At 64.9% G+C, this 26,746-nt stretch carries 25 protein-coding genes; 15 read left to right on the forward strand and 10 right to left on the reverse strand.

All coding sequences use genetic code 11. The features are described from left to right. Nucleotides 1-10: 10 nt before the first annotated feature. Genes AC0L21_RS00750 through AC0L21_RS00765 form a run of 4 tightly spaced genes read left to right on the forward strand, consistent with a single transcriptional unit; the run spans nt 11 to nt 3,697 of the window. Nucleotides 11-1,048: an NAD-dependent epimerase/dehydratase family protein gene (locus tag AC0L21_RS00750; RefSeq protein WP_473257031.1), complete on the forward strand. Its 1,038-nt coding sequence runs from the start codon at nt 11-13 to the stop codon at nt 1,046-1,048. Then, complete coding sequence (locus AC0L21_RS00755) at nt 1,035-1,856, forward strand: GNAT family N-acetyltransferase (RefSeq protein ID WP_473257033.1); 822 nt, start codon at nt 1,035-1,037, stop codon at nt 1,854-1,856. The genes AC0L21_RS00750 and AC0L21_RS00755 overlap by 14 nt, the downstream gene beginning before the upstream one ends. Before the next feature lie 6 nt (nt 1,857-1,862). Continuing rightward, nucleotides 1,863-2,918 carry a dihydrodipicolinate synthase family protein gene (locus tag AC0L21_RS00760; RefSeq protein WP_473257034.1) on the forward strand — a complete coding sequence of 352 codons (1,056 nt, stop codon included), beginning with the start codon at nt 1,863-1,865 and terminating at the stop codon, nt 2,916-2,918. Next, nucleotides 2,906-3,697, forward strand: coding sequence for an ABC transporter ATP-binding protein (locus AC0L21_RS00765; RefSeq protein ID WP_473257035.1), 792 nt, complete (start codon nt 2,906-2,908; stop codon nt 3,695-3,697). The genes AC0L21_RS00760 and AC0L21_RS00765 overlap by 13 nt, the downstream gene beginning before the upstream one ends. Nucleotides 3,698-3,829: 132 nt before the next feature. Here the strand turns inward: AC0L21_RS00765 and AC0L21_RS00770 are convergent, their stop codons facing one another. The 3 genes from AC0L21_RS00770 to AC0L21_RS00780 all read right to left on the reverse strand — a co-directional run bounded on the left by AC0L21_RS00770 (nt 3,830) and on the right by AC0L21_RS00780 (nt 6,371). Beyond that, nucleotides 3,830-4,921 carry a TRAP transporter substrate-binding protein gene (locus tag AC0L21_RS00770; RefSeq protein ID WP_027569765.1) on the reverse strand — a complete coding sequence of 364 codons (1,092 nt, stop codon included), beginning with the start codon at nt 4,919-4,921 and terminating at the stop codon, nt 3,830-3,832. Nucleotides 4,922-5,067: 146 nt separating this feature from the next. Beyond that, nucleotides 5,068-5,325 (reverse strand): hypothetical protein, encoded by a 258-nt coding sequence (locus tag AC0L21_RS00775; RefSeq protein WP_007609546.1) that lies wholly within the window; start codon nt 5,323-5,325, stop codon nt 5,068-5,070. A 95-nt stretch (nt 5,326-5,420) separates the two neighbouring features. Continuing rightward, nucleotides 5,421-6,371, reverse strand: a complete 951-nt coding sequence (locus AC0L21_RS00780) for a DUF2778 domain-containing protein (RefSeq protein ID WP_473257036.1) — start codon at nt 6,369-6,371, stop codon at nt 5,421-5,423. Nucleotides 6,372-6,593: 222 nt separating this feature from the next. On the opposite strand from AC0L21_RS00780, the gene AC0L21_RS00785 reads away from it, so the two are divergent. Next, complete coding sequence (locus AC0L21_RS00785; protein WP_473257037.1) at nt 6,594-7,034, forward strand: DUF1810 domain-containing protein; 441 nt, start codon at nt 6,594-6,596, stop codon at nt 7,032-7,034. A gap of 97 nt (nt 7,035-7,131) precedes the next feature. Beyond that, nucleotides 7,132-9,213 carry a methyl-accepting chemotaxis protein gene (locus AC0L21_RS00790; protein WP_473257038.1) on the forward strand — a complete coding sequence of 694 codons (2,082 nt, stop codon included), beginning with the start codon at nt 7,132-7,134 and terminating at the stop codon, nt 9,211-9,213. 5 nt (nt 9,214-9,218) lie between these two features. Here AC0L21_RS00790 and AC0L21_RS00795 read toward each other — a convergent pair whose 3' ends face one another. Both AC0L21_RS00795 and AC0L21_RS00800 read right to left on the reverse strand, forming a co-directional pair. Continuing rightward, on the reverse strand, nt 9,219-9,809 hold the full coding sequence (locus tag AC0L21_RS00795) for an NADPH-dependent FMN reductase (RefSeq protein WP_473257039.1): 591 nt from the start codon (nt 9,807-9,809) through the stop codon (nt 9,219-9,221). 51 nt (nt 9,810-9,860) lie between these two features. After that, nucleotides 9,861-10,808 (reverse strand): AraC family transcriptional regulator, encoded by a 948-nt coding sequence (locus tag AC0L21_RS00800; RefSeq protein ID WP_473257040.1) that lies wholly within the window; start codon nt 10,806-10,808, stop codon nt 9,861-9,863. Between the two features lie 301 nt (nt 10,809-11,109). Between AC0L21_RS00800 and AC0L21_RS00805 the strand changes: the two genes are divergently transcribed. Genes AC0L21_RS00805 through AC0L21_RS00815 form a run of 3 tightly spaced genes read left to right on the forward strand, consistent with a single transcriptional unit; the run spans nt 11,110 to nt 13,697 of the window. Then, the gene (locus AC0L21_RS00805; protein ID WP_473257042.1) at nt 11,110-12,216 is read left to right on the forward strand and encodes a DUF2336 domain-containing protein; all 1,107 of its coding nucleotides are present in this window, start codon (nt 11,110-11,112) and stop codon (nt 12,214-12,216) included. Further along, nucleotides 12,213-12,527, forward strand: coding sequence for a PilZ domain-containing protein (locus tag AC0L21_RS00810; protein WP_354054974.1), 315 nt, complete (start codon nt 12,213-12,215; stop codon nt 12,525-12,527). Before AC0L21_RS00805 ends, AC0L21_RS00810 begins: the two co-directional genes overlap by 4 nt. Before the next feature lie 48 nt (nt 12,528-12,575). Next, entirely contained in the window at nt 12,576-13,697 is a 1,122-nt protein-coding gene (locus AC0L21_RS00815) for an HD-GYP domain-containing protein (protein ID WP_473257043.1), read from the forward strand. A gap of 363 nt (nt 13,698-14,060) precedes the next feature. Here the strand turns inward: AC0L21_RS00815 and AC0L21_RS00820 are convergent, their stop codons facing one another. Continuing rightward, nucleotides 14,061-14,738, reverse strand: a complete 678-nt coding sequence (locus tag AC0L21_RS00820; RefSeq protein WP_456764590.1) for a nitroreductase — start codon at nt 14,736-14,738, stop codon at nt 14,061-14,063. 131 nt (nt 14,739-14,869) lie between these two features. On the opposite strand from AC0L21_RS00820, the gene AC0L21_RS00825 reads away from it, so the two are divergent. Then, nucleotides 14,870-15,832 carry an alpha/beta hydrolase gene (locus AC0L21_RS00825; protein WP_473257044.1) on the forward strand — a complete coding sequence of 321 codons (963 nt, stop codon included), beginning with the start codon at nt 14,870-14,872 and terminating at the stop codon, nt 15,830-15,832. 4 nt (nt 15,833-15,836) lie between these two features. On the opposite strand, the gene AC0L21_RS00830 is transcribed toward AC0L21_RS00825, so the two are convergent. Further along, a complete protein-coding gene (locus AC0L21_RS00830; RefSeq protein WP_473257045.1) occupies nt 15,837-16,304 on the reverse strand; it encodes a cupin domain-containing protein in 468 nt (155 codons plus the stop codon). Nucleotides 16,305-16,508: 204 nt separating this feature from the next. On the opposite strand from AC0L21_RS00830, the gene AC0L21_RS00835 reads away from it, so the two are divergent. Both AC0L21_RS00835 and AC0L21_RS00840 read left to right on the forward strand, forming a co-directional pair. Further along, nucleotides 16,509-16,757 carry a hypothetical protein gene (locus AC0L21_RS00835; protein WP_035962662.1) on the forward strand — a complete coding sequence of 83 codons (249 nt, stop codon included), beginning with the start codon at nt 16,509-16,511 and terminating at the stop codon, nt 16,755-16,757. Nucleotides 16,758-16,869: 112 nt separating this feature from the next. Continuing rightward, the gene (locus AC0L21_RS00840) at nt 16,870-18,096 is read left to right on the forward strand and encodes a type II asparaginase (protein ID WP_473257046.1); all 1,227 of its coding nucleotides are present in this window, start codon (nt 16,870-16,872) and stop codon (nt 18,094-18,096) included. Between the two features lie 171 nt (nt 18,097-18,267). On the opposite strand, the gene AC0L21_RS00845 is transcribed toward AC0L21_RS00840, so the two are convergent. From AC0L21_RS00845 to AC0L21_RS00855, 3 genes are all read right to left on the reverse strand, one after another. Beyond that, on the reverse strand, nt 18,268-19,143 hold the full coding sequence (locus tag AC0L21_RS00845) for an MBL fold metallo-hydrolase (protein WP_473257047.1): 876 nt from the start codon (nt 19,141-19,143) through the stop codon (nt 18,268-18,270). Nucleotides 19,144-19,214: 71 nt separating this feature from the next. Continuing rightward, nucleotides 19,215-20,837, reverse strand: coding sequence for an ABC-F family ATP-binding cassette domain-containing protein (locus AC0L21_RS00850; protein ID WP_473257049.1), 1,623 nt, complete (start codon nt 20,835-20,837; stop codon nt 19,215-19,217). A 122-nt stretch (nt 20,838-20,959) separates the two neighbouring features. Then, nucleotides 20,960-22,567: a multicopper oxidase family protein gene (locus AC0L21_RS00855; protein ID WP_473257050.1), complete on the reverse strand. Its 1,608-nt coding sequence runs from the start codon at nt 22,565-22,567 to the stop codon at nt 20,960-20,962. Nucleotides 22,568-22,801: 234 nt separating this feature from the next. Between AC0L21_RS00855 and AC0L21_RS00860 the strand changes: the two genes are divergently transcribed. From AC0L21_RS00860 to AC0L21_RS00870, 3 genes are read left to right on the forward strand one after another with little or no spacing between them, the layout of a single operon-like run. Continuing rightward, nucleotides 22,802-25,573, forward strand: a complete 2,772-nt coding sequence (locus AC0L21_RS00860; RefSeq protein WP_473257051.1) for a xanthine dehydrogenase family protein molybdopterin-binding subunit — start codon at nt 22,802-22,804, stop codon at nt 25,571-25,573. Continuing rightward, on the forward strand, nt 25,570-26,094 hold the full coding sequence (locus tag AC0L21_RS00865) for a (2Fe-2S)-binding protein (protein ID WP_473257052.1): 525 nt from the start codon (nt 25,570-25,572) through the stop codon (nt 26,092-26,094). Before AC0L21_RS00860 ends, AC0L21_RS00865 begins: the two co-directional genes overlap by 4 nt. Nucleotides 26,095-26,102: 8 nt before the next feature. Next, the gene (locus AC0L21_RS00870; RefSeq protein ID WP_473257053.1) at nt 26,103-26,720 is read left to right on the forward strand and encodes an Isoquinoline 1-oxidoreductase subunit; all 618 of its coding nucleotides are present in this window, start codon (nt 26,103-26,105) and stop codon (nt 26,718-26,720) included. Nucleotides 26,721-26,746 lie beyond the last annotated feature (26 nt).

A 26,746-nucleotide genomic window follows, 5' to 3' on the forward strand; every position in this document is an offset into this window, starting at 1 on the left:
GACCACAACCATGCTCCTGACCCGCCAGACACTGCCGAAGACCATCCCCGATATCGCCGCGCTCGACGATCTCCTGTGCCGGCCGACGCAGGCATTGATCGACGACCTCGCCAGGGTCGAGGGCGACATCATGGTCCTCGGCGTCGCCGGCAAGATGGGGCCGACGCTGGCGGGGCTTGCCAAAGCCGCAGCGCCCGATCGCCGCGTCATCGGCGTCGCCCGCTTCAGCGACGCCGGCGTCAAGGACTGGCTGCATGCGCGTGGCGTCGAGGCCATCAGTTGCGACCTGATGGACGAGACCGCGATTCAGGCGCTGCCGAAGGCGCCGAACATCGTCTTCATGGCCGGCCGCAAATTCGGCGCGGAGGGCGATCTGTCGCTGACCTGGGCGATGAATGCGCACGTGCCGGCGCTGGTCGCGCAGGCCTTCCCGTCATCGCGGATCGTGGCGTTCTCGACCGGCTGCATCTATCCCTTCGTCCCGGTCGACGGCAAAGGCTCGAGCGAGGACATGGCGCCGAACCCGCCCGGCGAATACGCCCAGTCCTGCGTCGGCCGCGAGCGCATGTTCGAGTATTTTTCGCGCAAGTTCGGGACGCCCGGGCGGCTGTTCCGCCTCAACTACGCGATCGACATGCGCTATGGCGTGCTCCACGACATCGCATCGAAAGTGCTCACGGGCACGCCGATCGACGTCAGCATCGGTCATGTCAATTTCATCTGGCAGGGCGATGCCTCGTCCCAGGCGCTGCGCTGCCTCGCGCATTGCACGGCGCCGACCTCGTCGATCAATGTCAGCGGCCACGAGATCTTGGCGGTGCGCGACCTCGCAGCAAGATTCGGGGCGAGGTTCGGCCGCGCGCCGGTGCTGACAGGAAACGAACAGCCGACGGCGTGGCTGACGGACACGTCCAAGGCAGTCGAGCTGTTCGGCCTGCCGGTCGTCGACACCGATCAGCTGATCGCATGGACCGCGGATTGGGTGTCCCGCGCCATGCCGAGCCTCGGCAAGCCCACCAAATACGAGGTGCGCGATGGACGCTACTGACGATCCGGCCATCATCAAGCTCGGCGTCGACGATGCGATCGCCGGGCTCGTGCTGTCGGCGGAAGCACGCTGGAACCAGACCGAGGAGGACTGGCGCATCTTCCTGCACGACGGAATCGTGTTCGGCATCCGCGACGGCAGACGGCTGGTGGCAACCGCGGCCCTGCTGCCCTACTCCAGCAAAAACGCCTGGATCAGCATGGTGCTGGTGTCAGGCCCCCATCGCCGCCGCGGCCTTGCAACGCGCCTCGTCGATGCCTGCCTGGAAACCGCCCGCAGGAACGGCCTGACAAGCTGGCTCGACGCGACGCCCGACGGTGCTGCCGTCTATGGGCCGCTCGGGTTCACGCCGACCCTGCAATTGCGCCGTCTCAAGCTGGTGAAATCCGCGTCCGCATCCGGGCAGGCACCTTCATCCGCGACGCTCGACGCGCTCTGCGCGCGTGACCGGCGCGCTACGGGCCTCGATCGAACCGCCCTGCTCTCCAACCTCGCTCAGCGTCCCGGCTCACGCATCGTTTCCGCGAACGGCGCCATCGCGCTGGTTCGGGACGGACGCACCGCGCGCCATATCGGCCCGCTGTTTGCCGACGACACCGCAGCCGCGCTGACCCTGGTCGATGCCATTGCGCAATCTGAAACCGGACCGCTGCTGCTCGACGCCGTCACGTCGCAAGCCGCGTTCCCTGACGGATTGACCGCATCGGGCTGGAGCATCGAACGCCCGTTCCAGCGCATGCGGTACGGCCCCGCCACTGCCGCGGGGGAAGACATGCCGTTTGCCGTCGCCGGCCCTGAATTCGGATAGGACATCATGCACCACAGCCAGATCAACAGCGAAATCCGTAAGCTGATCGCCGACGGCACCGTGCTGCCGGCGCATCCCCTCGCGCTGACCGCCGAACGCCAGCTCGACAAGAAGCATCAGCGCGCGCTGACGCGATATTACATCGAGGCCGGCTCCGGCGGCCTTGCGGTCGGCGTGCACACCACGCAGTTCGCGATCCGCGATGTCGGCCTCTATCGTCCCGTGCTGGAGCTCGCTGCCGAGACGGCGGCGAACTGGACCAAGCGTCCGCTGGCGCTGGTCGCGGGCCTCGCCGGTCCGACCAGGCAGGCCACCACTGAAGCCCGCACCGCGCGCGACCTCGGCTATCACGCAGGGCTCCTCAGCCTCGCCGCGATGAAGGGCGCGTCGGAAGACGACATCATCGCGCATTGCGCAGCGGTCGCAGCCGAAATTCCGCTGGTCGGCTTCTACCTTCAGCCGGCAGTGGGCGGCGTGCTCCTGTCTAGCCGGTTCTGGCAGCGCTTTGCTTCGATCGACAATGTCATCGCGATCAAGATCGCGCCGTTCAACCGCTACCGGACCCTCGATGTTCTGCGCGGCGTCGCGGCAGCCGGCGCGCTCGACCGCGTCGCGCTCTACACCGGCAATGACGACCACATCCTGCTCGATTTGATGCTGCCGTTCGACCTGCGCGACAACGGAATCACCACGCGCACTTATTTCAAGGGCGGCCTGCTCGGCCACTGGTCGGTCTGGACCGCGAGCGCAATCAAACAGTTCGAGCGCTGCAAGGCGGCACGGAACAAGGACAGCGTCCCGGCCGATTTGCTCGCGCTCGATGCCCGCGTCACCGATTGCAACAGCGCCTTCTTCGACGTCGCCAACGATTTTCACGGCTGCATCGCCGGCTGCCACGAGATACTGCGACGGCAAGGCCTGATGCAGGGCCTGTGGTGCCTCGATCCGAACGAGAGCCTGAGCCCCGGCCAGAAGGACGAGATCGAGCGCGTCTACCGCGAGCATTCCGACCTCAGCGACGACGCGTTCGTGGCCGCAAACTTGGATAAATGGCTGGCATGAGCTCGAGCCCCTTCATCAGCCTGCAAGGCGTCCGCAAGGTCTATCGCAGCGGCGGCGCCGAATTCCTGGCGGTGTCCGACGTCACCATGGACGTGCAGGAGGGTGAGCTTGTCTCGCTGGTCGGCCCGTCCGGATGCGGCAAGACCACGGTGATGAAGATTTTGGCCGGCCTGCACGGCGCCGACGGCGGCACGGTGAAGATTGGCAATGCCAAAAGCCCGTTCGATCCGACCCGCGACATCGGCATGGTGTTCCAGCAGGCGCTGCTCCTGAAATGGCGGACCATCCTGGACAACGTGCTGCTGCCGGCGGAGATCGTCGGCCTGCCGATCAAGGCCGCGCGCGAGCGGGCGCGCGATCTGCTCAATCTGGTGGGACTTGCCGGCTACGAGCAGAAATATCCGCGAGAGCTGTCCGGCGGCATGCAGCAGCGCACCGCGATCGCGCGCGCCTTCATTCACGACCCGAAACTGATCCTGATGGACGAGCCGTTCGGCGCGCTCGACGCCTTGACGCGCGAGCAGATGAATCTGGAGATGCTGCGGATCTGGCGCGAGAGCGGCAAGACCATCATCTTCATCACGCACTCGATTCAGGAAGCCGTGTTCCTGTCCTCGCATTGCGCCGTGCTGACGTCAGGTCCGGCGAAGATGGCCGATTATTTCCCGATCGACCTGCCCTTCCCGCGCGATCTGCCGCTCAAGACGACGGACGCGTTCGGCGCCTATGCGCGGCGCATTTACGAGAAGCTGGGTTTGGGCGCGGCCCAAGGCGCCTGATGAATCCGTAGCCCGGATGGAGCGCAGCGCAATCCGGGGCGGTGCCGTTGACGTGCGAGACCCGGATTACGCTTGCGCTCTATCCGGGCTACGAAAGCCGGGCGCGGCGTGAGCACCGCGCCCCTCTTGCGATCAGGTCTTGTTGCGCATCTTGCCGAGCAGATAATTGTCGTAAAAATTCTCCGCGATCTGCGTGTAGAACAGCAGCTCTTTCATATAGGCGTCGTGGCTTTCCTTGGTGCGCTTGAACAGGTCGCTCTTGGTGGCGAGCTCGTTCAGATGCTCCTGGGTCGCGGCATAGCAGGCCTCCAGCACCGGCTGCGGAAACGCCTTCAGCTCCGCGCCATTGGCGATCAGCCGCTTCAGCGCCGCCGGATTGACGCTGTCGTATTTCTCGAGCATCCAGGCGCCCGCGGCCGACGCGGCCTGGTTGACGATCGCCTGGTACTGCTTCGGCAGCGACGCCCACTTCTCGTCGTTGACGATCATGTGCAGCATGGCGCCGCCTTCCCACCAGCCGGGGAAGTAGTAGTATTTGGCGACCTTCTGGAAGCCGAGCTTTTCGTCGTCATAGGGACCGACGAATTCGACTGCGTCGATCGTGCCCTTCTCCAGCGCCGGATAGATGTCGCCGCCCGCGATCTGTTGCGGGACCACGCCGAGGCGCGCCAGCACATGGCCGCCCATGCCGGCGATGCGGAATTTCAGACCCTTGAGATCGTCGACGGTCTTGATCTCCTTGCGGAACCAGCCGCCCATCTGGGTGCCGGAATTGCCGCAGAGGATGGCGTGCGCCTTGAACGGCTTCAGCGCCTCGTTGGTCAAATCGGCGCCGCCGCCGAAGTGCCACCAGGACTCCTGATGGCGATGGTTCATGCCGAACGGCGCGCCGGTCGCATAGGCCAGCGCCGGCTCCTTGCCGATGTAGAAATAGAGCGGGGTCTGCGCCATGTCGACAGAGGCTGTGCTGACCGCATCCAGCGCCTGCAGGCCGGGGACGAGCTCGCCGGCCGCAAAGGTCTGAATCTGGAATTTGTTGTCGGTGGCCTCGGCAACATATTTCGCAAAAGTCTGCGCGGTGCCGTAGATGGTGTCCAGCGACTTCGGGAAGCTCGAGGTCAGACGCCATTTGATCTCGGGCGCGCCTTGCGCAATCGCAGGTGCGGCAACCAGCGTCGTCGCACCAGCGACCGCGCCGCCCTTGAGGAATGTACGGCGTTTCATGATGGGTCTCTCCCTGAAGTATAGTTTCAACGTATCGGCTTGAGGCAACGATCTTCGTGGGCCATTGCCAGTTCCTATAGCGGAATTCAAGTCGTGAGCGGTAGCCCGGAGGGAGCGCCGCAACCCCGGCTTACGCCGTGTTGCTCTCAGAGCAGCTTTGCGCTGACGAACAGCGCGCGCACGGCGTTGGTCGCCTGCACGACGAGCATGGCGTTCTCGGCGGCGCCTTCGAGCGCTGCGACCGCGTCTTCATGCAGCGAGCGGAATTCCATCCACTCGACCGATTTGAAATTGGTGAGGAATTGATAGGCCTGGCCGACGGTCGCAATCGCCAGCGTGTCGCCGTTCAGCTTGATCTTGAACGTCGTGCGCAGCGGGGTCTCGGAACTTTGCGGATCACTCACTTTGCGGATCACTCATGGGCTGCTTCTGGACGATGACGGCTCAAGGAAGGGAAAACGGCAGCCCCGCCGCGGCAGGCAAATATCAGGAGCAGATATCAGGACTCGGTGCTCGCCCGCTGCGAGGCGGTCGCCGACGGGGTCAGCCTGGGCACCACGACCAGACGGTTGAACTCACCATTGTCGTAGGCCTTCATGAAACGATCATAGTCCTTGATCGAAACGCAGCCGTTGGAGTCGCCACGAGGCCCGAGCATGTAATTGTGGGTGAGCAGGCCGACGCGGCCGAGCGCGCTGGTCCCCTCGGTGGGCGTCAAGCGCAGCGCGCGGACGCCGTGAAACAGTTTTTCGCGCGGCTTCAGGTCGTAGGTCGCGGGCGGGGTCGCGCCAACCATGCGCTGGTCGACGTGCTCCGGGTCGTCCATCAGCGCGCCCATGCCGGAATGCGCTTCCAGCGCGAGGCCGCTCGGCAGGTAAAGCGCCTTGGCCGAGATGTCATAGACCGCGGTGCGCGAATCGTAACCGAGCGCGGCGAGATCCGGCGCCTTGCCGAACAGGCCGCTGTCAGGCGTCAGCGAGGCCAGCTTGATCTTGTCGGTGAATTTTTCGAAGAAGTTGCGGTTATCGACCCTCGGGTTGGTCTCGGCATAAGCCTGGCTGGAAGCAATCTGGGCCGAGAAGTCCGCCTGCGGCGGGCGCGAGCGCGGCATCGGGATGGCGTCGGCACGCTGCGCAAGTCTCGCCTCCTCGGACATGTGCCGGTCGTCGTCGGTCAGGGTCGAGCGCCAGTCGTCACCCTGGAGCTTCTGGGCGAGCATCGCCTTGGCATCGCGCAATTTGAGCTGGACCGCACTCACCGCGGAGCGCTCCAGCGTCCGCAGGCCGAGCTCGCGGGCGGGCGGACTGCTCGACGCCGAAGCGAAACGATCATCGAATGAAGGCGCATTGGCCGGCGGCAGCGCGGCGGTGACCAGCGAGCCCGAACCGCCGATATCCGCGACCCAGGCGGCAGCGCCCAGGGCCAGGGCGACGGCGGCCAGAGACAGCAATATCGCCTCGGCTCGCCCAATACGGCGGCGCGACAATAGCCTCTCGGCTTGTGCCCGGTCGGAAACCATCAGCTCCCCAAAATCGATCCCCGGGGGGACCCACCCCCACCCGAAGATTCTATACCAGCTACCACATTGGGAGCCAAAAGTTAGGCATAATCGCGGCCGGCAAGGGTCTGGCAAGGCTCCGGCAAGCCATTCCAGGGTATCCTAAGGTATCCAATGACCGATCCTTTCGACCTCAAACGCTTTGTCCGGGCCCAGGACCCGGCCTACCGCGACATCCAGGGGGAGCTGACCCGGGGCCGAAAGCAGAGCCACTGGATGTGGTTCGTCTTCCCGCAGGTCGCCGGCCTCGGCTTCAGCGCCATGTCGCAGCGCTACGCCATCGCCTCCCGCGCCGAGGCCAAGGCCTATCTCGCCCACCCCATCCTCGGTCCGCGCCTGATCGAATGCACCCGCCTCGTGCTTGCCATCGAGGGTCGGACCATCAACGCCATCCTCGGCGCGCCCGATGACGCCAAATTCCGCTCGTCGATGACGCTGTTCGACGCGGTGTCCGACGAACCCGTTTTCGACGAGGCGCTCGTCCGGTACTTTTCCGGCGATCGCGATCAGGCAACGCTCGATATCCTCGCCGCCCTCGACCGCAAGGCCAGGTGACCGCGGCCGCCGGCAGCCACCAGCGTAAACCCGGGATTAACATCGCCTGCCTATTGTCCGTGCAAATAATTTCCCGCGCCAGTTGCCGGACAGAATCATGAAAATCGGTACGCTCCTGACCACCGCCATCGTCTCGCTCTCGACCGTGGGCGGCGGCCTCGCCGTCTACGTCGCCGTGACGAAATACCACACGATGGAGCGGATCACCGAAGCCCAGGGGCGGCTGGCGATCGTCCGCGCCGTCAGCGACATCCCGCGCTACCTCAATCCCGAGCGCGGCTTTTCCACCAACATCCTCTATGGCCCTCCTGCCGTCGACCCGGCGCTGCTTGCCGAGCAGGGCAAGCTGCGCAAGCAGACCGATGCCGCCCGCGACACGATGAACGCGCTGCGCAAGGACCTGCCCGGCCCGTTCGACGACGGCAACACCACCGGCGGCAACATCGACGCCATCAATTCGAAGTTCACCGCGCTACGCGAGGCCATCGACAAGGCGATGTCGGGGCCGCCGGAGGCGCGCAAGGACGCCGCCAAGAAGATCGTCGCCGACAATGCCGTGCTCAACGCCAGCGTGACTGCGCTGCTCAACGAGCAGGTCCGCCGCATGGCGATCCTCAATGGCGACGCCTACCGGCAGGCCAGCTACGCCAACATCGCCATGACATTGCGCGACGTCGGCGGCTTCAACTCCAGCCTGCACAAGAATCTCGTCGGGGGCAAGAAACCGGCGACCGACACCGAGAAGGCCGAGATCAGCCGCTCGCAGGGCCGCAACGACCAGATCGTGATGTCGCTGCTGGAGTTGCGCGGCAATCCCGCAACGCCGGCGAACGTTGCCGCCGCGCTGGAGAAATTCAACGCGATCTACATCGAAGAGTTCGGCCGCGAGCTCAAGCTGGTGAAGGAGGGTGCGGTCAGCGGCAAGTACGAACACGACATGGACACCTATTACACCGCTACGCAGCGCGGCCTCAGCACCATCATCGAGGTCCGCGACGCCTTTTACGACAACGCCGAGCAGATTCTCGCAGGTGCTTCCACTGCGGCCCACACCAGCTTTACCATCGCACTCGCGGGCCTCCTCGCTGTGCTGATCGCCAGCGCCGGCCTCATCGTCACGGTCCGCCGCCGGGTCTGCGCTCCGATCGTCAACCTGACGACGCGGATGTCGCGGCTTGCCGAGGGCGAGGTCGCGGAAGAGATTCCCGGCGCCGAGCGTTCCGATGAAATCGGTGCCATGGCCGCGGCCGTCCGGGTCTTCAAGGACAACATGATCCGGGCCGACAGCCTTGCGGCCGAGAAGCAGGCCGAGAACGACGGCAAGATGCGCCGCGCCCAGGCGCTCGACGGGATCACCCGCGCGTTCGAAGCCAAGGTCACCGAGCTCGTCGGCGGATTGTCGAAAGCCTCCTCCACCATGGAAAGCACGGCGCAGTCGATGACCTCGACGGCGGCCCAGACCAACAGCCAGGCCGCGGTCGTCGCCGCCGCCTCACAGCAAACATCGAGCAACGTGCAGACCGTCGCGAGCGCCACCGAAGAGCTGACCTCTTCGATCTCCGAGATCGGCCGTCAAGTGGCCCAGTCCACCGAGATCGCGGCCCGCGCCGTCGACAACGCCCGCCGCACAGGCGACACCGCCCGTGCGCTGGCCGAGGGCGCGCAGAAGATCGGTGACGTCGTGACGCTGATCCAGAGCATCGCCGAGCAGACCAATTTGCTGGCGCTGAACGCGACCATCGAGGCCGCCCGCGCCGGCGATGCCGGCCGCGGCTTTGCGGTGGTTGCTGCCGAGGTGAAATCGCTGGCGGGCCAGACCGCCAAGGCCACCACCGAAATCTCCGAGCAGATTTCGGCGATCCAGGCCGCGAGCGACGAGACCGTCACCGCGATCCGTAACGTCGCCGACGTGATCGGCGAAATCGACCAGATCGGCAACGCGATTGCGGCCGCGATCGAGGAACAGGGCTCGGCGACCAAGGAGATCGCCCGCAGCGTCCAGGAGGCCGCGCGCGGCACCCAGGAGGTCAACACCAACATATCAGGCGTGCAGCGCGCCGCCGACGATACCGGTACGGCCGCGCGGGAGGTGCTGGGCGCGGCCGAGCAGCTCTCGACCCAGTCACGCGATCTCGCCGGACAGTTCGATCGCTTCCTCGGTGAGGTCAGGGCCGCGTAAGGCGCTCAGTACGGCGGCGCCTTGCGCGCCCGCTGCGCCTTGGCCGCCTCGATCCACCATGCGAGATCGTCGGCGAAACGCGGGAACGAGCGTTCCAGCGCCTTGCCGCCCTCGCCGATCGGTTCGCCCGCCTCCGACAGTGTCTGTGCGATCGGGCCGACGCCGATGGTGCTCGACACCACCACCATGCCCATCTCCGACAACGTGCCATGCCAGGCGGTCGAGGCACGCGCGCCGGACAGGCGGCCGGCCGAGTAGCTCACGATCGCGGCTGGACGCCAGAACCACTCCTCGAGGAAGTGGTCGGTGAGATTCTTCAGGCCGGGCTGAATGCCCCAATTGTATTCGCCGGTGACGAAGACGAAACCATCGGCGCCGCGGATCTCTCCCGCCAGCTTCTCCAGCGCCTCGGGTGCGGAGCCCTTGGGATATTCCTTGTACATGCGATCGAGCATCGGCAGGCCGATCGCCTTGGCGTCGATGAACACGACCTCGTCGCCGCGGGCGCGCAGGCGATCGATGACGAAATTCGCGAGGCGGATGCCCATGCGGTCGGAACGGTAGGAACCGTAGAGGACGAGGATGCGATTGCTCATGACCGGTAGTATAGCACGGATCATCAAGACCGGCCTCAACGTTTTGACGCACTAGGTTCGCCGTCCGCATTCAAGCGTTTGCGACGGTGTCTCGCCGAACTGGTCGCGATAGCTTCTGGAGAAGTCGCCGAGATGCCAGAAGCCGAACGCCAGCGCGACGGCCTTGACGCTGTCGGCACCGGCGAGCAGCCGCTGGCGCACCAGCCACAGCCGGCGCAGGCGCAAGTAGCGGTGCAGGCTCATGCCGCGATAGCGGCGGACGACGTCGTGCATGGTGCGAACGGACAGGCCGAGCGTGCGCGCGATCTCGTCGCTGTAGATGGGCTGCGAGAGGTCGTCGGAAAGCAGCGCGCGGATGTCCTGAAAGACCTTGAAGTTCCGCTCGTCATTGGGGCGCAGGGTCCATCGCGCAGGAACGATGCTTTCGAAAATTGCGTCCACAGCGCCGAGCAGGGTCTCCCTCATGGCGGCAGCCTTCAGCGGCACGTCGGGCGCATCGACCGGCTCTGAAGCGGCTGCCAACACCTCCCGAACCACACCGCGGAGCCGGTTCAAGCCCGCGGCGGTCGTTTCGAAGATGTTGAAGCAGAGGGCTGCTTGTGGCCAGCCGCGATCTGTCACCTCCGGCCTGAACACCACCGAGGCGATTTGCCGCTGCACCTCCTCGATGGTGGTGTAAGCCGCGCCGCTGCTGCCGATGACGATGACGGGTCGTGTGCGCTGCGTGCCGTTGAATCGAACCGGCACGTCCAAATCGTCCATCGTGAATCCGATCGCGGTGCAATTCTCGACGAGTTGTGCGTCGACCACCCGCGGAAATGCCCGCGTCAGATTCACGTCGCAGCCGGGCAGCGACAGAATGGTCTGCTCGGCCGAAATCCTCCGGACGAAAGGCGTGAACTCGAAGTTCAGGCCTCGTATGGCACTTCGAAATTCATCGACGTCGGTGAAACGAAATACCTTCGGCGCCAGCGTCGGCGCATCATCAGTTCTGTTCATGGCAATGTGAAACTTCGCGTCGCAACAAACGCGCGTCCGGCGAGGATGCCGGCCCAACTTCCCCGTTCCGGTGTCCCTTAAGTCTGAAAGAATCACTTCGCACTATGTTGCCCAGTTGGCGAGCGGCGAAGTCCAAGGACAAGCCGGCGCATCAAATCTCGCCAATTTTCGATAGCGTTTTCCGTGTATCCAGCGGTGCACATATACCTAGACGAGCAAAATCCAAATTTCAAATTAACGTCTGTCGAGCGGAATAGGCGCAGTTCGATAGTCCAAATTAATTTTAGGTCAGGCCCCTGCCATGATGGCAAATTCGCCTGCTGATGTTCTTGCTGAATTGGAAGAGACGGTCGCAACCTGCCCGGCGGAGCGTTGCGCACGCATTCTCTCCGGCATGGTGCAGTTGCTCACTGGCAGCCGCGACCAGTGCCGGGAATTGCTCAGCAACGTGGTCGATGGTGTTCTGCTGCGATTGACGGAACGAGTCGAGACCAGCGCACTGGTTCAGCTCAGCACGGCGCTCGCCGAGCTTGACATCGCGCCTCCCGAAACATTGTGGCGTCTCGCCTCGCACGATAATCCGGACGTGGCATGTCCTGTGTTGCTCAAGTCGCGCGCACTTTCCGCGGCAGATCTCGAGGCTGTCATTGACTCCCGTGGCGAGTTGCATCGACGCGCAATCGCCGCCCGCAGCGACATCGCGCCGGCCGTGACCGAAGCGTTGATCAAGCACGGCGGCCCGATCTGCCTTGCCCTGATCAAGAACCCGGGAACGAAATTCTCCGACGCAGCCTATGCAGCGCTGATTGCCAAGGCCGACCAGGACGGCGAGATCGCGAAGGCGCTGGCGCTCCGGCCCGGCACGCCCGACCTGGTCGTGCGCAAGCTGCTCTCCGCCCCACCAATGCGGCAGGCACCGGCGACGCCCAACCCATCCGCCGCGGCGCCGGTGCCGGAAGCGGAGCCGGCTCCGCCAAAGCGGCCTTGCCGGGCCGAGTATGCAAGCGCGAGGCCGGAGATCGTCATCCTCAACCGCATCGGCAAGCTCAACGATTCCACGGTGAACCGTTTTGCGATCCGCGGCGAGACGGCCAACCTGTTCACGGCGCTGTCGGTGCTTTCAGGGGCGCCGCTCGAAATCATCGAGCATGTCGTGAGCGACGACGATTGCGAGGGGCTGGTCATGGCGTGCCGGGCCTCGCGGCTGAACTGGCAGACCACCCTGACCATCCTGAGCAACCGCAGCGGGAAAAGGCTCTCCTATGCCGGGCGCGAGCGCGCGCAACGGATCTTCGAGACGCTGCTTCTGTCCACCAGCCAATGGACAGTGCGATGGGGGGAAATAGCCGCAAGCGCCAACACGAGCGATCCGGCAAATCGCGGCGCGAAGATGGGGGTTAGCCGATGAAGTTCGACGGCCGCAAAGCGCAGCGCGTGAAAATGGATCACAAGCAGCCGGTCAATCTGATGGGCTCCGACGGCACGTGGCGGCGCAGTTGCGTTCTGCTCGACATATCGCAAAGCGGTGCGAAGATCGAAGTCGAGGGCACGCTCGACGTTCTGCGGGCCAAGGAATTCTTCCTGCTGCTGTCGTCGACGGGGCTCGCCTACCGGCGCTGCGAATTGGTCTGGATCGACGGCACCACGGCCGGCGTGCACTTCGTCACCGTAGACGGCAAGAGGAAACCGGCAGCCGCCGCTGCCGCTCAGAGCAAATAGGCCCAAGGACTCATCAGCCCCATCCACTCAGCATAATTCAGGTCAGCCGTGCAGAACGCGCGAATTATATCCCGCCCCGTCAAAGGCAACGGCGGCATCCGAGAGAAGGAAGCGGCACGCCCGTTCGTGCATGTGCTGGCTGATTCCTCAGACAAATTATCGAGCATCTGTTCGATTCTCGAGCAGCAGTTTGCCGTCGCAGGCGAACGGCTCGACGCGGAAGCCAAGCTGTCCCAGGTGCCGTTCGCGATCGTCATCCGTGCGGAATTGCGTGATGTCCGCACCATTGCGGCCATCAAGAAACGAGCCGTAAAGCTCGCGAAGGCAACGAAGCGCATCTTCCTGGTCGAGCACGCCTCTCACATGAGTATCTCGCAGGCCTACGCGCTCGGGGCCACGCTCGTCCTTCCCGGGACGATCGACAAGATCAAGCTGCTGGCAGCGCTTGCTGATCCCGCCGAAGAGGCGTCTGGTTCCTCAGGTCACGCGGCGCAGTCGGACAATGCAGTCGAGACCGCGGCGACCGCGATCGCGTCGATGTTCACCTCGGTGACATCAGGCCAGCCGATCGACATCAACGGCGCCAGAGAAGCCGGCCGCCAGATCGCCGATCGCATCAGCCAGCATGGCCTGTCGGAATGGCTCACGGCGGTGCGGCGCCATCACGAGGGGACCTATCAGCATTGTCTCCTCGTCACCGGCGTCACCATCGACTTCGGCCTGAGCCTCGGCGTCGGCAGGCCCGATCTGGAGCGCCTGTATACGGCGGCCATGTTCCACGACATCGGCAAGGCCCGGATCCCTCTTGCCATCCTCGACAAGCCCGGCCGTCTCGATCCGGAGGAACGTGCCATGATCGAGACTCACCCGGCAGCGGGCTACGATTTTCTGAAAGACCAAGACGATATCTCGCCGGAGATCCTCGATGCCGTGCGGCATCATCACGAATATCTCGACGGCAGCGGCTATCCGGATGCGCTCGGGGCCGAGAGCATTGGCGACATCGTGCGGATTCTCACGATCTCGGACATCTTCGCGGCCCTGATCGAATATCGGCATTACAAGCCGACGCTGCCACGCGGCGAGGCCTATGAGATCCTATGCGGGATGAGCGGAAAGCTGGAGAAGGCGCTGCTGACCGCGTTCAGGCAGGTCGCTCTCACGAGATGAGCGCAGCAATCCGTCTCGACCCCAGTCTAGTGCGCGGCGCGATGTCTGGTGCGGCGCGGAACGGTCCGGCAGGCGAGCCCTTCGGCCAGCAGCTTCATGTCCTCGTGCCGGCCGCTACGGATCATCCGGCCGAACTCTTCGGGTGTGAAAGGAAGACTTGGATCATCATCGATCGGACGCCGCACTCGCGGGCCGAAGAACCGTCGAACCAGGCTAGCGAGCCGCCGCATGTCAATTCCCTCGCGCCAGCATCAAACCTTTCAGTCCGTACATTGTTCCTCCTGCACGATAGAGATTGCAAGAGGCCGCCAAGGGGTCCGCACCAAAAAAATTCCGGCGAGAGAATAATCTCCTCTGCCTCCGTTACTCGGCGAATCCGACGTAGCGCACGAAATCGTCGTTGCCCTCGCGATCGGAGCGAACGGCGTTCGCGGCAAAGTTGTCGTCGGGATAGCCCATCGCGACGCAGGTCATGATCACCTCGTCCTCCGGAATGTTTGCGACCTCGCGCACGATGTCGGAACGCATGATGCCCTGCCCGTTGATCACAGAACCGAGACCGCGGTCCCAGGCCGCGAGCACGATTCCGTAGCAGAGCGCGCCCAGATCGAAATGGCAGACCGCGCCGGGATCGAGCACGCGGTCATAGGTCAAGACGAGCGAGACCGGCGCGTCGAACTGGCGGAAGCCGCGCAGCACCCAGTCCTGGCGCATCGGCTTGTCGTCGCGCGCGATTCCCATCGCGCCGAACAGTTTCTTGGCGACGTCGACTTGCCGGGTCCGGTGCACGCCCTGGTACTCCCCGTGGCTGACGATGTCGCGCTTGACCTTGGCGCCGGCAACCATTTCCTCCATGTTGCGTCGGCGCAGCTGTTCCAGCGGACTGCCTGTGAGCACGTGGACATGCCAGGGCTGGGTGTTCATCGACGACGGCGCACGCTTGGCGCTGTCGATGATCGCCTCGATCACCGCGCGCGGCACCGGCTCGTTCCTGAAGCCGCGCACGCTGCGGCGCGACTGGACCAGCGTTTCGAATTCCACCTCAAGACCTCCCTGCCCGTTCATCCCACGGCATTGCATTCCCCGGCATCGCCACATGCGAGCGGTTGCCGATGCGGCGCGCAATATCTATGCTAACCCGCAAGCAAGACCAAGAACCGTGTGAGGATTCCATGGCCGCACCGCTCGATCCAGTCATCGCCCAGATCATTCCGCTGCTGCCGATGCGCGATCACACGACGATGACGCCACAGAGCGCCCGCGATTCCTTGCGCGCACTGGCTGCCTCGCGCGCGGCCATACCGCCGCCGCCGGTCGACATCGTCGCGGATATCAAGGTGAAAGGCGGCGCCGGACCGCTCGATGCACGGGTCTACCGGGTCGGCACCACGCCCGCACCGACCGTGGTGTTCTTCCATGGTGGCGGCTGGGTCGCGGGCGACCTCGAGACCCACGACCGGCAGGCACGCAATCTTGCGATCGAGACCGGCGCAGTCGTCGTCTCCGTCGACTATCGTCGCCCGCCCGAAACGCGCTTTCCCGGCGCGGTCGAGGACGCCTTTGCCGCGGTCAGCGACGTGTTTGGCCGCGTCGCGGAATTTGGCGGCGATGCAAAACGCCTGGGCGTCGCCGGCGACAGCGCCGGCGGCAATCTCGCCGCCACCACCGCGATCGCCTGCCGCGACGCCGGCATCAAGCTCGCCGCGCAACTCCTGGTCTATCCCGTCACCGACGTCCTTGGGAGTTATGCGGACGCGCGCGAGAACGCACGCTTCCCCTCGCGCGCCGAGAATGCCGAAGGCTACTTCCTCTCCCGCGCCGTGATGGAGTGGTTCTGCGGTCATTATCTCGCCGATCCCTCGGACGCGACCGACTGGCGCGTTTCGCCGCTGCGCGCGACTTCGCTTGCCGGCGTCGCGCCCGCGATCGTCGCCACCGCCTGGTTCGATCCCCTCCGCGACGAGGGCACGGCCTATGCACGGGCGCTGGAAGTCGCCGGTGTGCCGGTAAAGCACCATGAAGGCCCCAGCCTGATCCACGGCTATTTCGGCCTCGGCGACGCCTCCGAGGTGGCGCGCGCCGAAGCGCAGCGCGCACGCGCGGACTTCAAGGCGCTTCTCGCGCGCGGCGTATGAGCGGCTAGGTGCTCCCCGCCCGTTGCGCGTCGGTGTGCCCCCAAGTCTGGTCCCAATCCTGACCGGCGGCATCGACGACGCGGCCGTCGGCTTCGAAGAACTTGTTCGGCACCTGGAAGATCGCCAGGATCAGGGCGCCCTCCGGGCACCAGGCAGCATGCCGGCTGCCCGCCTCGCGCCAGATGAATTCGCCGGCCTTGCAGGCAATCCCCTTGGCCGGCCCCTCGTTGTCGACGAGAGCGCCCTCGATGACATAACTCTGCTCGACGCCGACATGCTCGTGATCGGGCAGCACCGATCCCGGCGCAAAGCGCATCAAGGCCGTCATCAGACCGCTGCTGCGATCGAACAGCAGCGTCTTGGCCTCGCAGCCGGGAAAGCGCGTCTTCTGCCATTCCATGTCTTGCGGCCGAACCAGGTGAGAATGCCGGTCAGAATCGGCATCCGGCATGTTCGCAATCAGGATCTCCATCACGATGCTCCCTTCGGCTAAACTCGCCCGAAGCTAGCAGGATCGCCCGTCCCGGTCAGCGAGCAGTGCAGCAGGCGGTGGGCCCCGTCGCACCCGCGCTCGGAAAATCGCCAGGAAGACCCGGCGGCAGGCGATCATCCAGCTTGATTGCGCCACGATTCCCGGCTCCAATCCGCGCGCCATTTCTGGTTTAGGGAGACAATCATGATGAAGCGAATTTTCCTGGCTGCGATCGTTGCCACGTTTGCGGCGGGTTCGGCCTTCGCGGAAGACACCTGCGAAAGCAAGGCCGTCGGCAAGGACGGCAAGGCCCTGGCTGGCGCCGCCAAGACCTCGTTCATGAAGAAGTGCAAAGCCGACGCCTGCGCGCCCAAGGCCGTCAGCGCCGAGGGCAAGCCGCTCGCCGGCGCCGCCAAGAACAGCTTTATGAAGAAGTGCGAAGTCGGCGCCTGACCGCTGCGACTTTGGTGCTCATTTAGCGAGCAACGGTTCCACAAACTCGTCATGCCCGGGCTTGTCCCGGGCATCCACGTTTTTGTTTCCGAATAACAGAGGCAAAGACCGTTTGCCTCTTCTCGCACGCGCCGAGCGCGCAGAGCAAAATCGTCGCCACCCTAGACAGAGTGCCTCGGCTAGCGGAACATGCAGCGCTGAGCGAACCGGGGCGCACCAACGAGTCTTCCAGCAAAGGGTGGTCGAGATGTTGCAGTTTCGAGTGCGTGATTACACGATGGCGGCAATGAGCTTGCTCTTCGCTCTGCTCATCGGACTTGAAGCCGCGAACGCGCGGGGCCCGGGACTGCCCAACGTCATGGTGCTCGCAACCGGCGGCACGATCGCCGGCAGCGGGGCGAGCAGCACCACCGTGGTGGGTTACACCGCAGCCACCGTGGGCATAGAGACCCTCCTGAACGCCGTTCCCGAACTGAAAACGGTGGCTAACGTCAAGGGCGAGCAGGTCTTCCAGATCGCCAGCGAGAACATGAACAATGACTACTGGCTCAAGCTTGCCAAGCGCGTCAACACGCTGCTCGCGCAGGACGACGTCGATGGCATTGTGATCACGCACGGGACCGATACGATCGAGGAAACCAGCTATTTTCTGGACCTCGTCGTCAAGAGCAAGAAACCTGTCGTCGTCGTCGGCGCGATGCGGCCGTCGACGGCGATCAGCGCGGATGGGCCGATCAACCTCTTCAATGCGGTGATCCTCGCGGGCAGTGACGAGGCCGTCGGCAAGGGCGTGCTCGTCGCTCTCAACGATCAGATCAACGCGGCCCGCGATGTCACCAAGAACAACACTTCGACGGCGGACACCTTCCGCACGCCTGAACTCGGCTTTCTCGGCTACATGCAGGGCAACAAGCCGTACTTCTATCGTCAATCGACGCGCCGGCACACGGCAGACTCCGAATTCGACGTCTCCAGCCTCGATGTCCTGCCGCAAGTCGACATCGTCTACGGCTACGCCAACATGAACCGGGTTGCGATCGACGCGTTTGTCGCCGCCGGGGCCAAGGGGATCGTGCATGCCGGCGTCGGAGACGGCAGCCTGGCTCGTCCCGCGGTCGAGCCGGCGCTCGACGAGGCCCGCAAGAAGGGTGTCGTGATCGTGCGCAGCAGCCGGGTCGGCAACGGCATCGTCGCGCGCAACGGCGAGGCCAAGGACGACGAGCACGACTTCGTCGTCTCGGATACGCTCAATCCTCAAAAGGCGCGTATTCTGCTGATGCTGGCGCTGACCAGGACGACCGACACGAAGGAAATCCAGCGGATGTTCTACACGTACTAGACCGTCGGACGTACGGTCGCTCCACGAACTCGTCATGCCCGGGCTTGTCCCGCCTGCGAGGCCGAAGCCTCTTCGGCGAGGCGAAGGCCCGGGCATCCACGGCCTTGTTTCCGTGTAGCAAAGGTCGTGGATGACCGGGACAAGCCCGGCCATGACGGCGAGGCGGTCGCCCTACTCCCGCTTGAAACGGTAATCAAAGGCGGCGCCGAGCGGCTTGATCAGCCCGACCGTCGGCGCCGGAAAATGGACAGGCAAGATCAGCGTGTCGGTGTCGGCGACGGAAGCAAAGAACTTTCGCCGCGACACCGCCGACTGCTTCGCATCCCAATCCGGCTTGGCCGACCAGTCCGGCTCGCGGCACTGGATCTGGTGATGCATGAGATCGCCAGCGACCACCGCGCGGCGCCCCTTCGAGAAGATGTTCACGCAGCAATGGCAGGGCGAATGCCCCGGCGTCGGCGTCAGCGTGACGGTGTCGTCGAGCGCGTAGTCGTCATCGACCAATAGCGCTTGGCCTGCTTCGACGATCGGCAGGCAATTGTCGCGGAACACGGTACCGGGCGGATTGCCGCCCTTGGCATGCTCGGCCTCCCAGGCCGCATATTCACCCTTGTGGAAGACGTATTTCGCATTGGGAAACGTCGGCACCCAGCGGCCGTCGCGCAAGGTCGTATTCCAGCCGGTGTGGTCGATATGAAGATGCGTGCAGAAGACGTAGTCGATCTGCTCGAAAGGGATGCCCAGCGCGAACAGCTCGTTGCGCCAGCGCTCCTTGCCCGGAAAATCGAACGGCGGCGGATGGCCCTTGTCCTCGCCGGTGCAGGTATCGACCAGAATGGTGTAGCGCGGCGTGCGCACCACGAAGGTCTGATAGGTGATCACCATCATGCCGCGCGCGGCGTCGAACACCTCAGGCTCCATCGTCGGCAGATGATGCCTGAACACGGCCTCGTCATAGGCCGGGAAAAAATCCTGCGGCCGCCGCCACGGTCCCTCCCGCTCGATCACCGCATCGATGGTGATGTCGCCGATGCGCAGCTGCTTCATGAAGGTTTCGCTCCCCTTTTGGAAGGAGCGTAGCGGGCCGCAGCAACGCGTCAAGGCGGCGTAGCGGTATGCTAGCTCCGCAGCCCCGGCGCTTCCTGCCCCGTGCGCGCGACGTATTCGGTGTAGCCGCCGCCGAACTGGTGGATGCCTTCGGGCGTCAACTCCAGCACGCGGTTCGACAGGACGCTGAGAAAATGCCGGTCATGCGAGACGAACAGCATGGTGCCCTCGAAATCCGACAGCGCCGTGATCAGCATCTCCTTGGTGGCGAGGTCGAGATGGTTGGTCGGCTCGTCCAGCACCAGAAAGTTCGGCGGATCGAACAGCATCTTCGCCATCACCAGGCGCGCCTTCTCGCCGCCCGAGAGCACGCGGCAGCGCTTCTCGACGTCGTCGCCGGAGAAGCCGAAGCAGCCGGCGAGCGCGCGCAGGGAGCCCTGACCCGCGGTCGGAAACGCATATTCGAGTGACTCGAACACCGTCTGCTCGCCGTCGAGCAAATCCATCGCGTGCTGGGCGAAATAACCCATCTTGACGCTGCCGCCGACCGCCACCGTGCCATCGTCCGGCTCGCTCGCACCAGCGACGAGCTTGAGCAGCGTCGATTTGCCGGCGCCGTTGACGCCCATCACGCACCAGCGTTCTCGGCGGCGGATCATGAAATCGAGCCCGTCATAGATCCGCTTGCTGCCGTAGCCCTTGAACACCTTCTTGAGCGCAACGACGTCCTCGCCCGAGCGCGGCGCCGGCGGAAAGTCGAACGCCACCGTCTGGCGGCGGCGCGGCGGCTCCACCCGCTCGATCTTGTCGAGCTTCTTCACCCGGCTCTGGACCTGAGCCGCATGAGATGCGCGCGCCTTGAACCGCTCGATGAACTTGATCTCCTTGGCGAGCATCGCCTGCTGGCGCTCGAACTGCGCCTGCTGCTGCTTCTCGCTCAGCGCCCGCTGCTGCTCGTAGAACTCGTAATTGCCGGCGTAGGTGGTGAGCGAACCGGAATCGATCTCGACCACTTTCGAGATCACGCGGTTGATGAACTCGCGATCGTGCGAGGTCATCAGCAGCGTGCCTTCGTAGTCGTGCAGGAACTTCTCCAGCCAGATCAGGCTTTCGAGATCGAGATGGTTGCTGGGCTCGTCGAGCAGCATGACGTCGGGACGCATCAAGAGGATGCGGGCGAGCGCCACGCGCATCTTCCAGCCGCCGGAGAGCTTGCCGACGTCGCCGTCCATCATCTCCTGGCTGAAGCCGAGGCCGGACAGTGCCTCGCGCGCGCGGCCGTCGAGCGCATAGCCGTCGAGCTCTTCGAACGCGTGCTGCACCTCGCCGTAACGCGCGATGATCTCGTCCATCTGGTCGGCTTTGTCCGGATCGGCCATCGCAGTCTCGAGCTCGCGCAGCTCGGCTGCCACCGCACTCACTGGTCCCGCCCCGTCCATGACCTCGGCCACGGCGCTGCGGCCGGCCATCTCGCCGACGTCCTGGTTGAAATAGCCGATGGTGATGCCGCGATCGGTCGAGACCTGCCCCTCATCGGGCAGTTCCTCGCCGGCGATCATCCGGAATAGCGTGGTCTTGCCGGCGCCGTTCGGGCCGACGAGCCCGATCTTCTCGCCCTTGTTGAGGGCGGCGGACGCTTCGATGAACAGGATCTGGTGGCCGGCTTGCTTGCTGACGTTGTCGAGGCGGATCATGGGGTCTTTTTGGAGGATTGTTGCGTTGCAGCGTCAATAGGCCATGCGGGCCGCCAGGGGAAGCCCGGCCGGACCCGGATCAGCCCCGCGCGCCGCCGAATTCGCGCAATTCGACCCGCAACTTACGCCTTGTAGACCTCCACGGTCTGCATCATGCCCATCTCCTCATGGTTCATCATGTGGCAGTGGAGCATGTAGACGCCGGTGAAATCGATGAAGCGCGAGCGGAACACGACCTGCCCGCCCTTGCGCTCCACGATCACGGAATCCCGCCATTCCGGCACCGCCAGCGCCTTGCCATTGGCCGAGATCACCTGGAACGGGTTGGTATGGATGTGGAAAACGTGGTCGTCATGCTCGTGCGTGTTGACGATGGTCCACTCCTCGACCGCGCCCAACTTCACCCGCTGATCGATGCGGCCGGGGTCGAACTTCTTGCCGTCGACGAAGAACTCGAATTCCTGCCAATGGCCGGCGGCATCGGCCTCCGGCGCGGTCGCCGACAGCACCACCTTGCGGCGGTTGGTAATCTCGGAATCCTTGATGGTCGCGAGCGGCGCCGGCGGCAGGACACGCGGCAGCTTCATGTCCATCGGCGCGCCTGACACCACGACCCGCGCCAGCGGCCCGACCGGCGAAGGATGGCCCTGGTCGTAAGGCGCCGCATTGAAGGCGTAGGTGCCGGGGCTGCCTGCCTTCACCAGAATATCGGCGCGCTGCCCAGGCGCAATCAGGACCTGCTTGAGCGGCTGCATGGCGCCGAGTTGGATGCCGTCATAGGCGATTGCATGCAGATCGTGCTTCTCCAGGTCGAGCAGCATGTCGTCCTGGTAGGCGGCATTGAGGATGCGCCAGCGCTGCACCTCGCCGGGCCGCATCTCGATCATCGGCCGGCGCTGGCCATTGATGGCGAGAAAGCGCGTCGCAGTCTCGGGAAACAGCGTCTCGAAATTCTCGACCATGCCATTGGCATCGTAGACCACCTGGGTCAGCACCATGAGCCGTTCGCGGGCTGTGGCGATCTCGGGAATTTCGGCGAAATCGCCTTCGATGACGATGGCGCCGACCATGCCGGAGGACATCTGGATGTCGGCGCTGCCGTGGTGATGCGGGTGATACCAATAGGTGCCCTTGGTGTGATCGGCCGGCAGGGTGATTTCGATGTTGTAGCTGCGGCCCGGCGCCATCGAGCGCATGACGTTGTCGGAAATTCCGCTCGGGCTGGTATGCGCGCCGTGGAAATGGAAATTGGTGTTGTTGAACTGGTGCGGATGGCTGATGTCGGCCGGCAATCCATCGCGGTTCGGCGGCAGATCGTTGATCATCTTGATGCGCAGGGTATCGCCGGGCTTCATGCGCAAGGTCGGGCCGGGGCTGCCGCCCTCATAGGACCTGACATAGAGCCTGACGCCGCCGATCTGGCGATAGGCATAGCCGACCCGCATGGTCGTGCTCAGCACGCCATTGACGGACCGCCGCACCTCGGGCTCGACCAGCGCTTGGTCCATGGCAGGAACGGGCGTTTCAGCGACCATCCCCATGCTCGGCGACATGTCCGCGGTGTGGGACGTGCCCGCATGGTCGTGCACGGCGTGCTGGGCGTTCGCCGCACCTGCGAACAGCGACAACGCGCCGGCTTTGAGGCCGCAATCCAGCAATTGACGGCGCGACAATGTCGTCGTGCCCATTGCGCCGGTGATTGAAGACGCACCGTTCGGATCCTGCTGCATTTGAATTGCGCCCCCTGTTGCCGGACCGTCTTCCGTTCGATTCGACTCTAAAGCAAGCACGAAACCACAATTCGATCTGCGAGCGCACGACATTCAGCGGTTGTAAACCTTCTCGCCCGTTCTATCGTCGCATGATGCATCGTGACGGATTCGCGCTGGCGCGCGCCATGCCCTTCGGACATCGCATGTTGACGGCATCCCAATGTTCTCGAAACTCTGTACAAGGATATGATCATGGGGCCTTCGCGACGCGAGTTCGTGAAGTGGTTGTCGGCGGGAGGCATCTCGGTCAGCCTCTCACATCTTGCATCCGCGGCCGGTGTGCCCTTCGCAGCGCACGAGACGCTGCCTGGACGCGGCAAGTTCAATCCCGCGACAAATGGCGCCGGCCGCGTCGACGGCGTCGCCAAGGTCACCGGTGCGAAGCTCTACGCCTCCGACTTCCGCGCCAATGATCTGCAGGGCTGGCCGCAGGCCACCTCGCACGCCATCCTGGTCCGCGCCAACGACGCCACGCACGTCTACACCGGACTGGACCTCGCCCGCCTCGGCGGCGCGCTCAAGCCGTCGATGGTGGTGACTGCCGCCGAGCTCGACCGGATCGGGACGCAGGTGCCGGAGTTCTACGCGGGCGACCTGTTCTGTCCGATCGGCAAGACGCCGCTCTACCTCGGCCAGCCGGTCGCGCTTTTGATCTTCGAAAAGTTCGACGCCTTCGACCAGGCGCGTCTCGCGCTGCGCGACGGCACGTTCGTCCAGTTCGGCGAGGAGACCGGGCCTGTCGTCGTGCCGGATTACGGGGCTTTCCGCTTCACGCGCGTGGCAGGTCCCTCGCCTGACAAGCCGGATGTCTATTCGCCGCTCCAGGCCGGCTGGGTCTCGCCCAAGAAGGTCCAGAGCGCGGCGCTGCCGGTGTGGTCGCCGCTCGCGAAGGACATGCCGGCGGATTACGCCAAGGCGGCGAAACATGGCGAGCAGATTCGTGCCGAGCTTGCCGCGGATGACGCCTCCATGCTGGTGCTCGACCGCGAGTTCGAGACGCAATCGGTCGACCCGATGTTCCTGGAGCCGGAATGCGGGCTCGCCTGGTACGACGGCAAGGGCGGCAATCTCGAACTGCTGCTTGGGGTCCAGTCGCCCTACGAGGCGGCGGAATCGATCGCGCATCTCTTGGCCAAGGCCCGCGCGCCCTACAAGCCGGCGCACATCAACGCGCAGTTCGCCCATGTCGGCGGCGGCTTTGGTGGCCGCGATCACACGCCTTTCATTCTCTATGTTGCGCTCGCGGCGATCTGCTTTCCCGGCAAGCCGGTGCGGCTGGCGCATGACCGCTACCAGCAGTTTCAGGCCGGCATCAAGCGCCATTCGATCAAGATGCGCTCGCGCATCGGCATCGATCGCGCGACCGGCAAGATCAAGGGGTTCGCCGCCGATCACGTGCTCGACGGCGGCGGGCTCGCCCATTTCTCGGCCAGCGTCGCCGTCGTCGCGGCCACCGGCGCGATCGGCATCTACGACATTCCGAAGGTCGACGTCAGGACCGTCGCGGTGCACTCGCGCGGCGTGAGCGCGGGCTCGATGCGCGGCTACGGCATCCTGCAAGCCATGACGGCGCTGGAGGTCCTGATCGACGAAGCCGCGTCCGAGCTCAAGCGCGATCCGATCGAATTCCGGCGGCGCAATGCGCTGCCCCAGAACGGCCGGACCATGACGGGCAATCCCTACATCGTCTCGGTGCGGACGCCCGAAATCCTCGACAAGCTCGAGAAGCACCCGATCTGGCAGCAGCGGGCGCAGTTCAAGCAGACCTCGTCGGATCGGCTCGTCGGCACCGGCGTTGCCTGCGTGACGAAAGACTATGGCTCCGGCGCGGACGGCTCGCTCGGCCGTGTCGAGCTTGCCCCCGACGGCAAGATCGTGATCTTTTGCGATCATGTCGAGATGGGCAACGGCATCGGGACGGCGCTGGCCAACCGCGTCGCCGGCCATCTCGGCGCCATCGCCGACGAGGTCTCGGTCGCCCGCGTCGACAGCTATGACGTGCTCGGGCTGGTCACGTCGGGCGATCCCTCCACCATGGACCAGAAGACGCAGGATGCCGCGGAGAAAAACCCGCGCTGGGTGCCTGCGATCAGCTCGCCGACGAGTTCCTCGATCGGCGCCCATGTCGGCACGCATTCCGCCGCGGAGGCCGCCCGGGTCATTTTCCGCTTCGGCCTGTGGCCCGCGGCGCTCGAGCTGTGGCGCATCGCAAGGACCGATCCGCGCGCGGGGCAATGGGCTAGCGCAAGCTGGCAGAACGGCCAGCTCACCATGCCCGGCCTCGAACCGCTCGGCCTCCCTGCGCTCGCGGCAACGGCTCACACGCGTGGCTTCGTCACCGGTGCGGTTGCGCACAGCTTCTCGCGCTGGGCGTGGTCGCGGGCCCGCTTCCCGCTGTCCGGCGAGCAATACCGCGCCGAGATCGACGCGCTGGCGATCCGCAAAGGCAATAGCAAGTTCGAGCGGATCAACCGCACCAGGGTCAAGTTTCCGCCGACCGACAACAACCGGATCGGCACCGCCTACACCTCGATGTGCGGCACGGTCGTTCGCGTCGAGATCGAGCGCGCAACCGGCGCGCTTCGCATCGCCAAGGCCTATAGCGTTTTCGAATGCGGCACCGCGCTGGTGCCCGAGGTGGTGATGGGCCAGGCCCAGGGCGGCTTCGCCATGGGCGTCGGCTACGCGTTGCTCGAAACCCTGCCCCCGTTCGAGGGCGGGCCGGGCAATGGCGAATGGAATCTCGGGCGCTATCTGGTCGCACGCGGCTCCGACCTGCCGCTCCGCGATCTCGAGATCGAGATGCTGAAGCCGCTGGTATCGGACGAAGCGCCGAAGGGCATGGCGGAGGTCGTGATGATCCCGATCGTGCCGGCGCTGATCAACGCCATCCACGACGCCACCGGCCATCGCTTCCGCGCGCTGCCGGTCACCGCAAGCCTATTGAAGGGAGTGCTCGCGTGACGACCCTCAGCCTCACCATCAACGGCCAGAAGCACGGTCCGATGGACGTCCGCGACGACCTCTCGATGAATGATTTTCTGCGCGAGATGCTCGGCATGACCGGCACCAAGTTCGGCTGCGGCGCCGCGCAATGCCTCAGCTGCGCCGTCATCATCGACGCGCCCGACGGCACCAGCACCACCAGCCCGACCTGCGTCGCGCCCGCCGTGAATTTCGACGGCAAGTCGATCCGCACCGTCGAGGGGCACGCGAAGGACGGCGAGCTCTCGACCCTGCAGAAGGCCTTCATCGCGCATTTCGCCTTTCAGTGCGGCTATTGCACCGCCGGCTTCCTCAATGAGGGCCAGGTCTTGCTGGAGCGCCTGTCGCGGACACCCGTCGCGCGCGAGGCGCTGGAGCAGACCATCGCTGACGCGCTCGACGGTCATCTCTGCCGCTGCACCGGCTACGTCAAATATCACGAGGCGGTGCGGGACGTGATCCTCGCCGACTCGAAGCGCTACCTCATGGCCACCAAGTGACACGCATCATGATCTCCGACGTGAGGTTCAAGATCATTGCCGTGGTCGCCGCCCTCGCCGGCAGTCTCGGTGCGGGCTACGCCGGCTCGGAGACGGCAAGCCATGCCCTCGCCTCGCCCGAGAGCTTTGCCTCGATCGGAGACACAGAGAAGCGTTCGGTTGCAATCTTCAGCGAGCTCGGCAAGGTGCTGACAAATCCGCGCTGCACCAATTGCCATCCGGCCGGCGACAGGCCGCACCAGGGCGACAATGCCCGCCTGCATCAGCCGCCGGTCACGCGCGGCGCTGACGGCCACGGCCTTGAGGCGATGCGCTGCAACAGCTGCCATCAGAAGGCCAATTTCGAGCCCGGCCGCATGCCCGGCCATCCCGATTGGCATCTCGCCCCGCGCGAGATGGCCTGGGAGGGCAAGACCGTCGGCGAGATCTGCGAACAGATCAGGGATCCCGCCCGCAATGGCGGGCGCAAGGTGGAAGTCCTGATCGACCATATCGGCAAGGACACCCTCGTCGGCTGGGCCTGGAAGCCCGGCTTCGGCCGCTCGCCCGTGCCGGGCACGCAAGCGCAGGCCGGCGCGCTGGTCGAGGCGTGGGTGAAGACCGGAGCGGCTTGCCCGGCGCCGTGACGACGTCGACTGCACCACCGCCACCC

It is taken from the genome of Bradyrhizobium sp. WSM4873 (assembly GCF_055811355.1).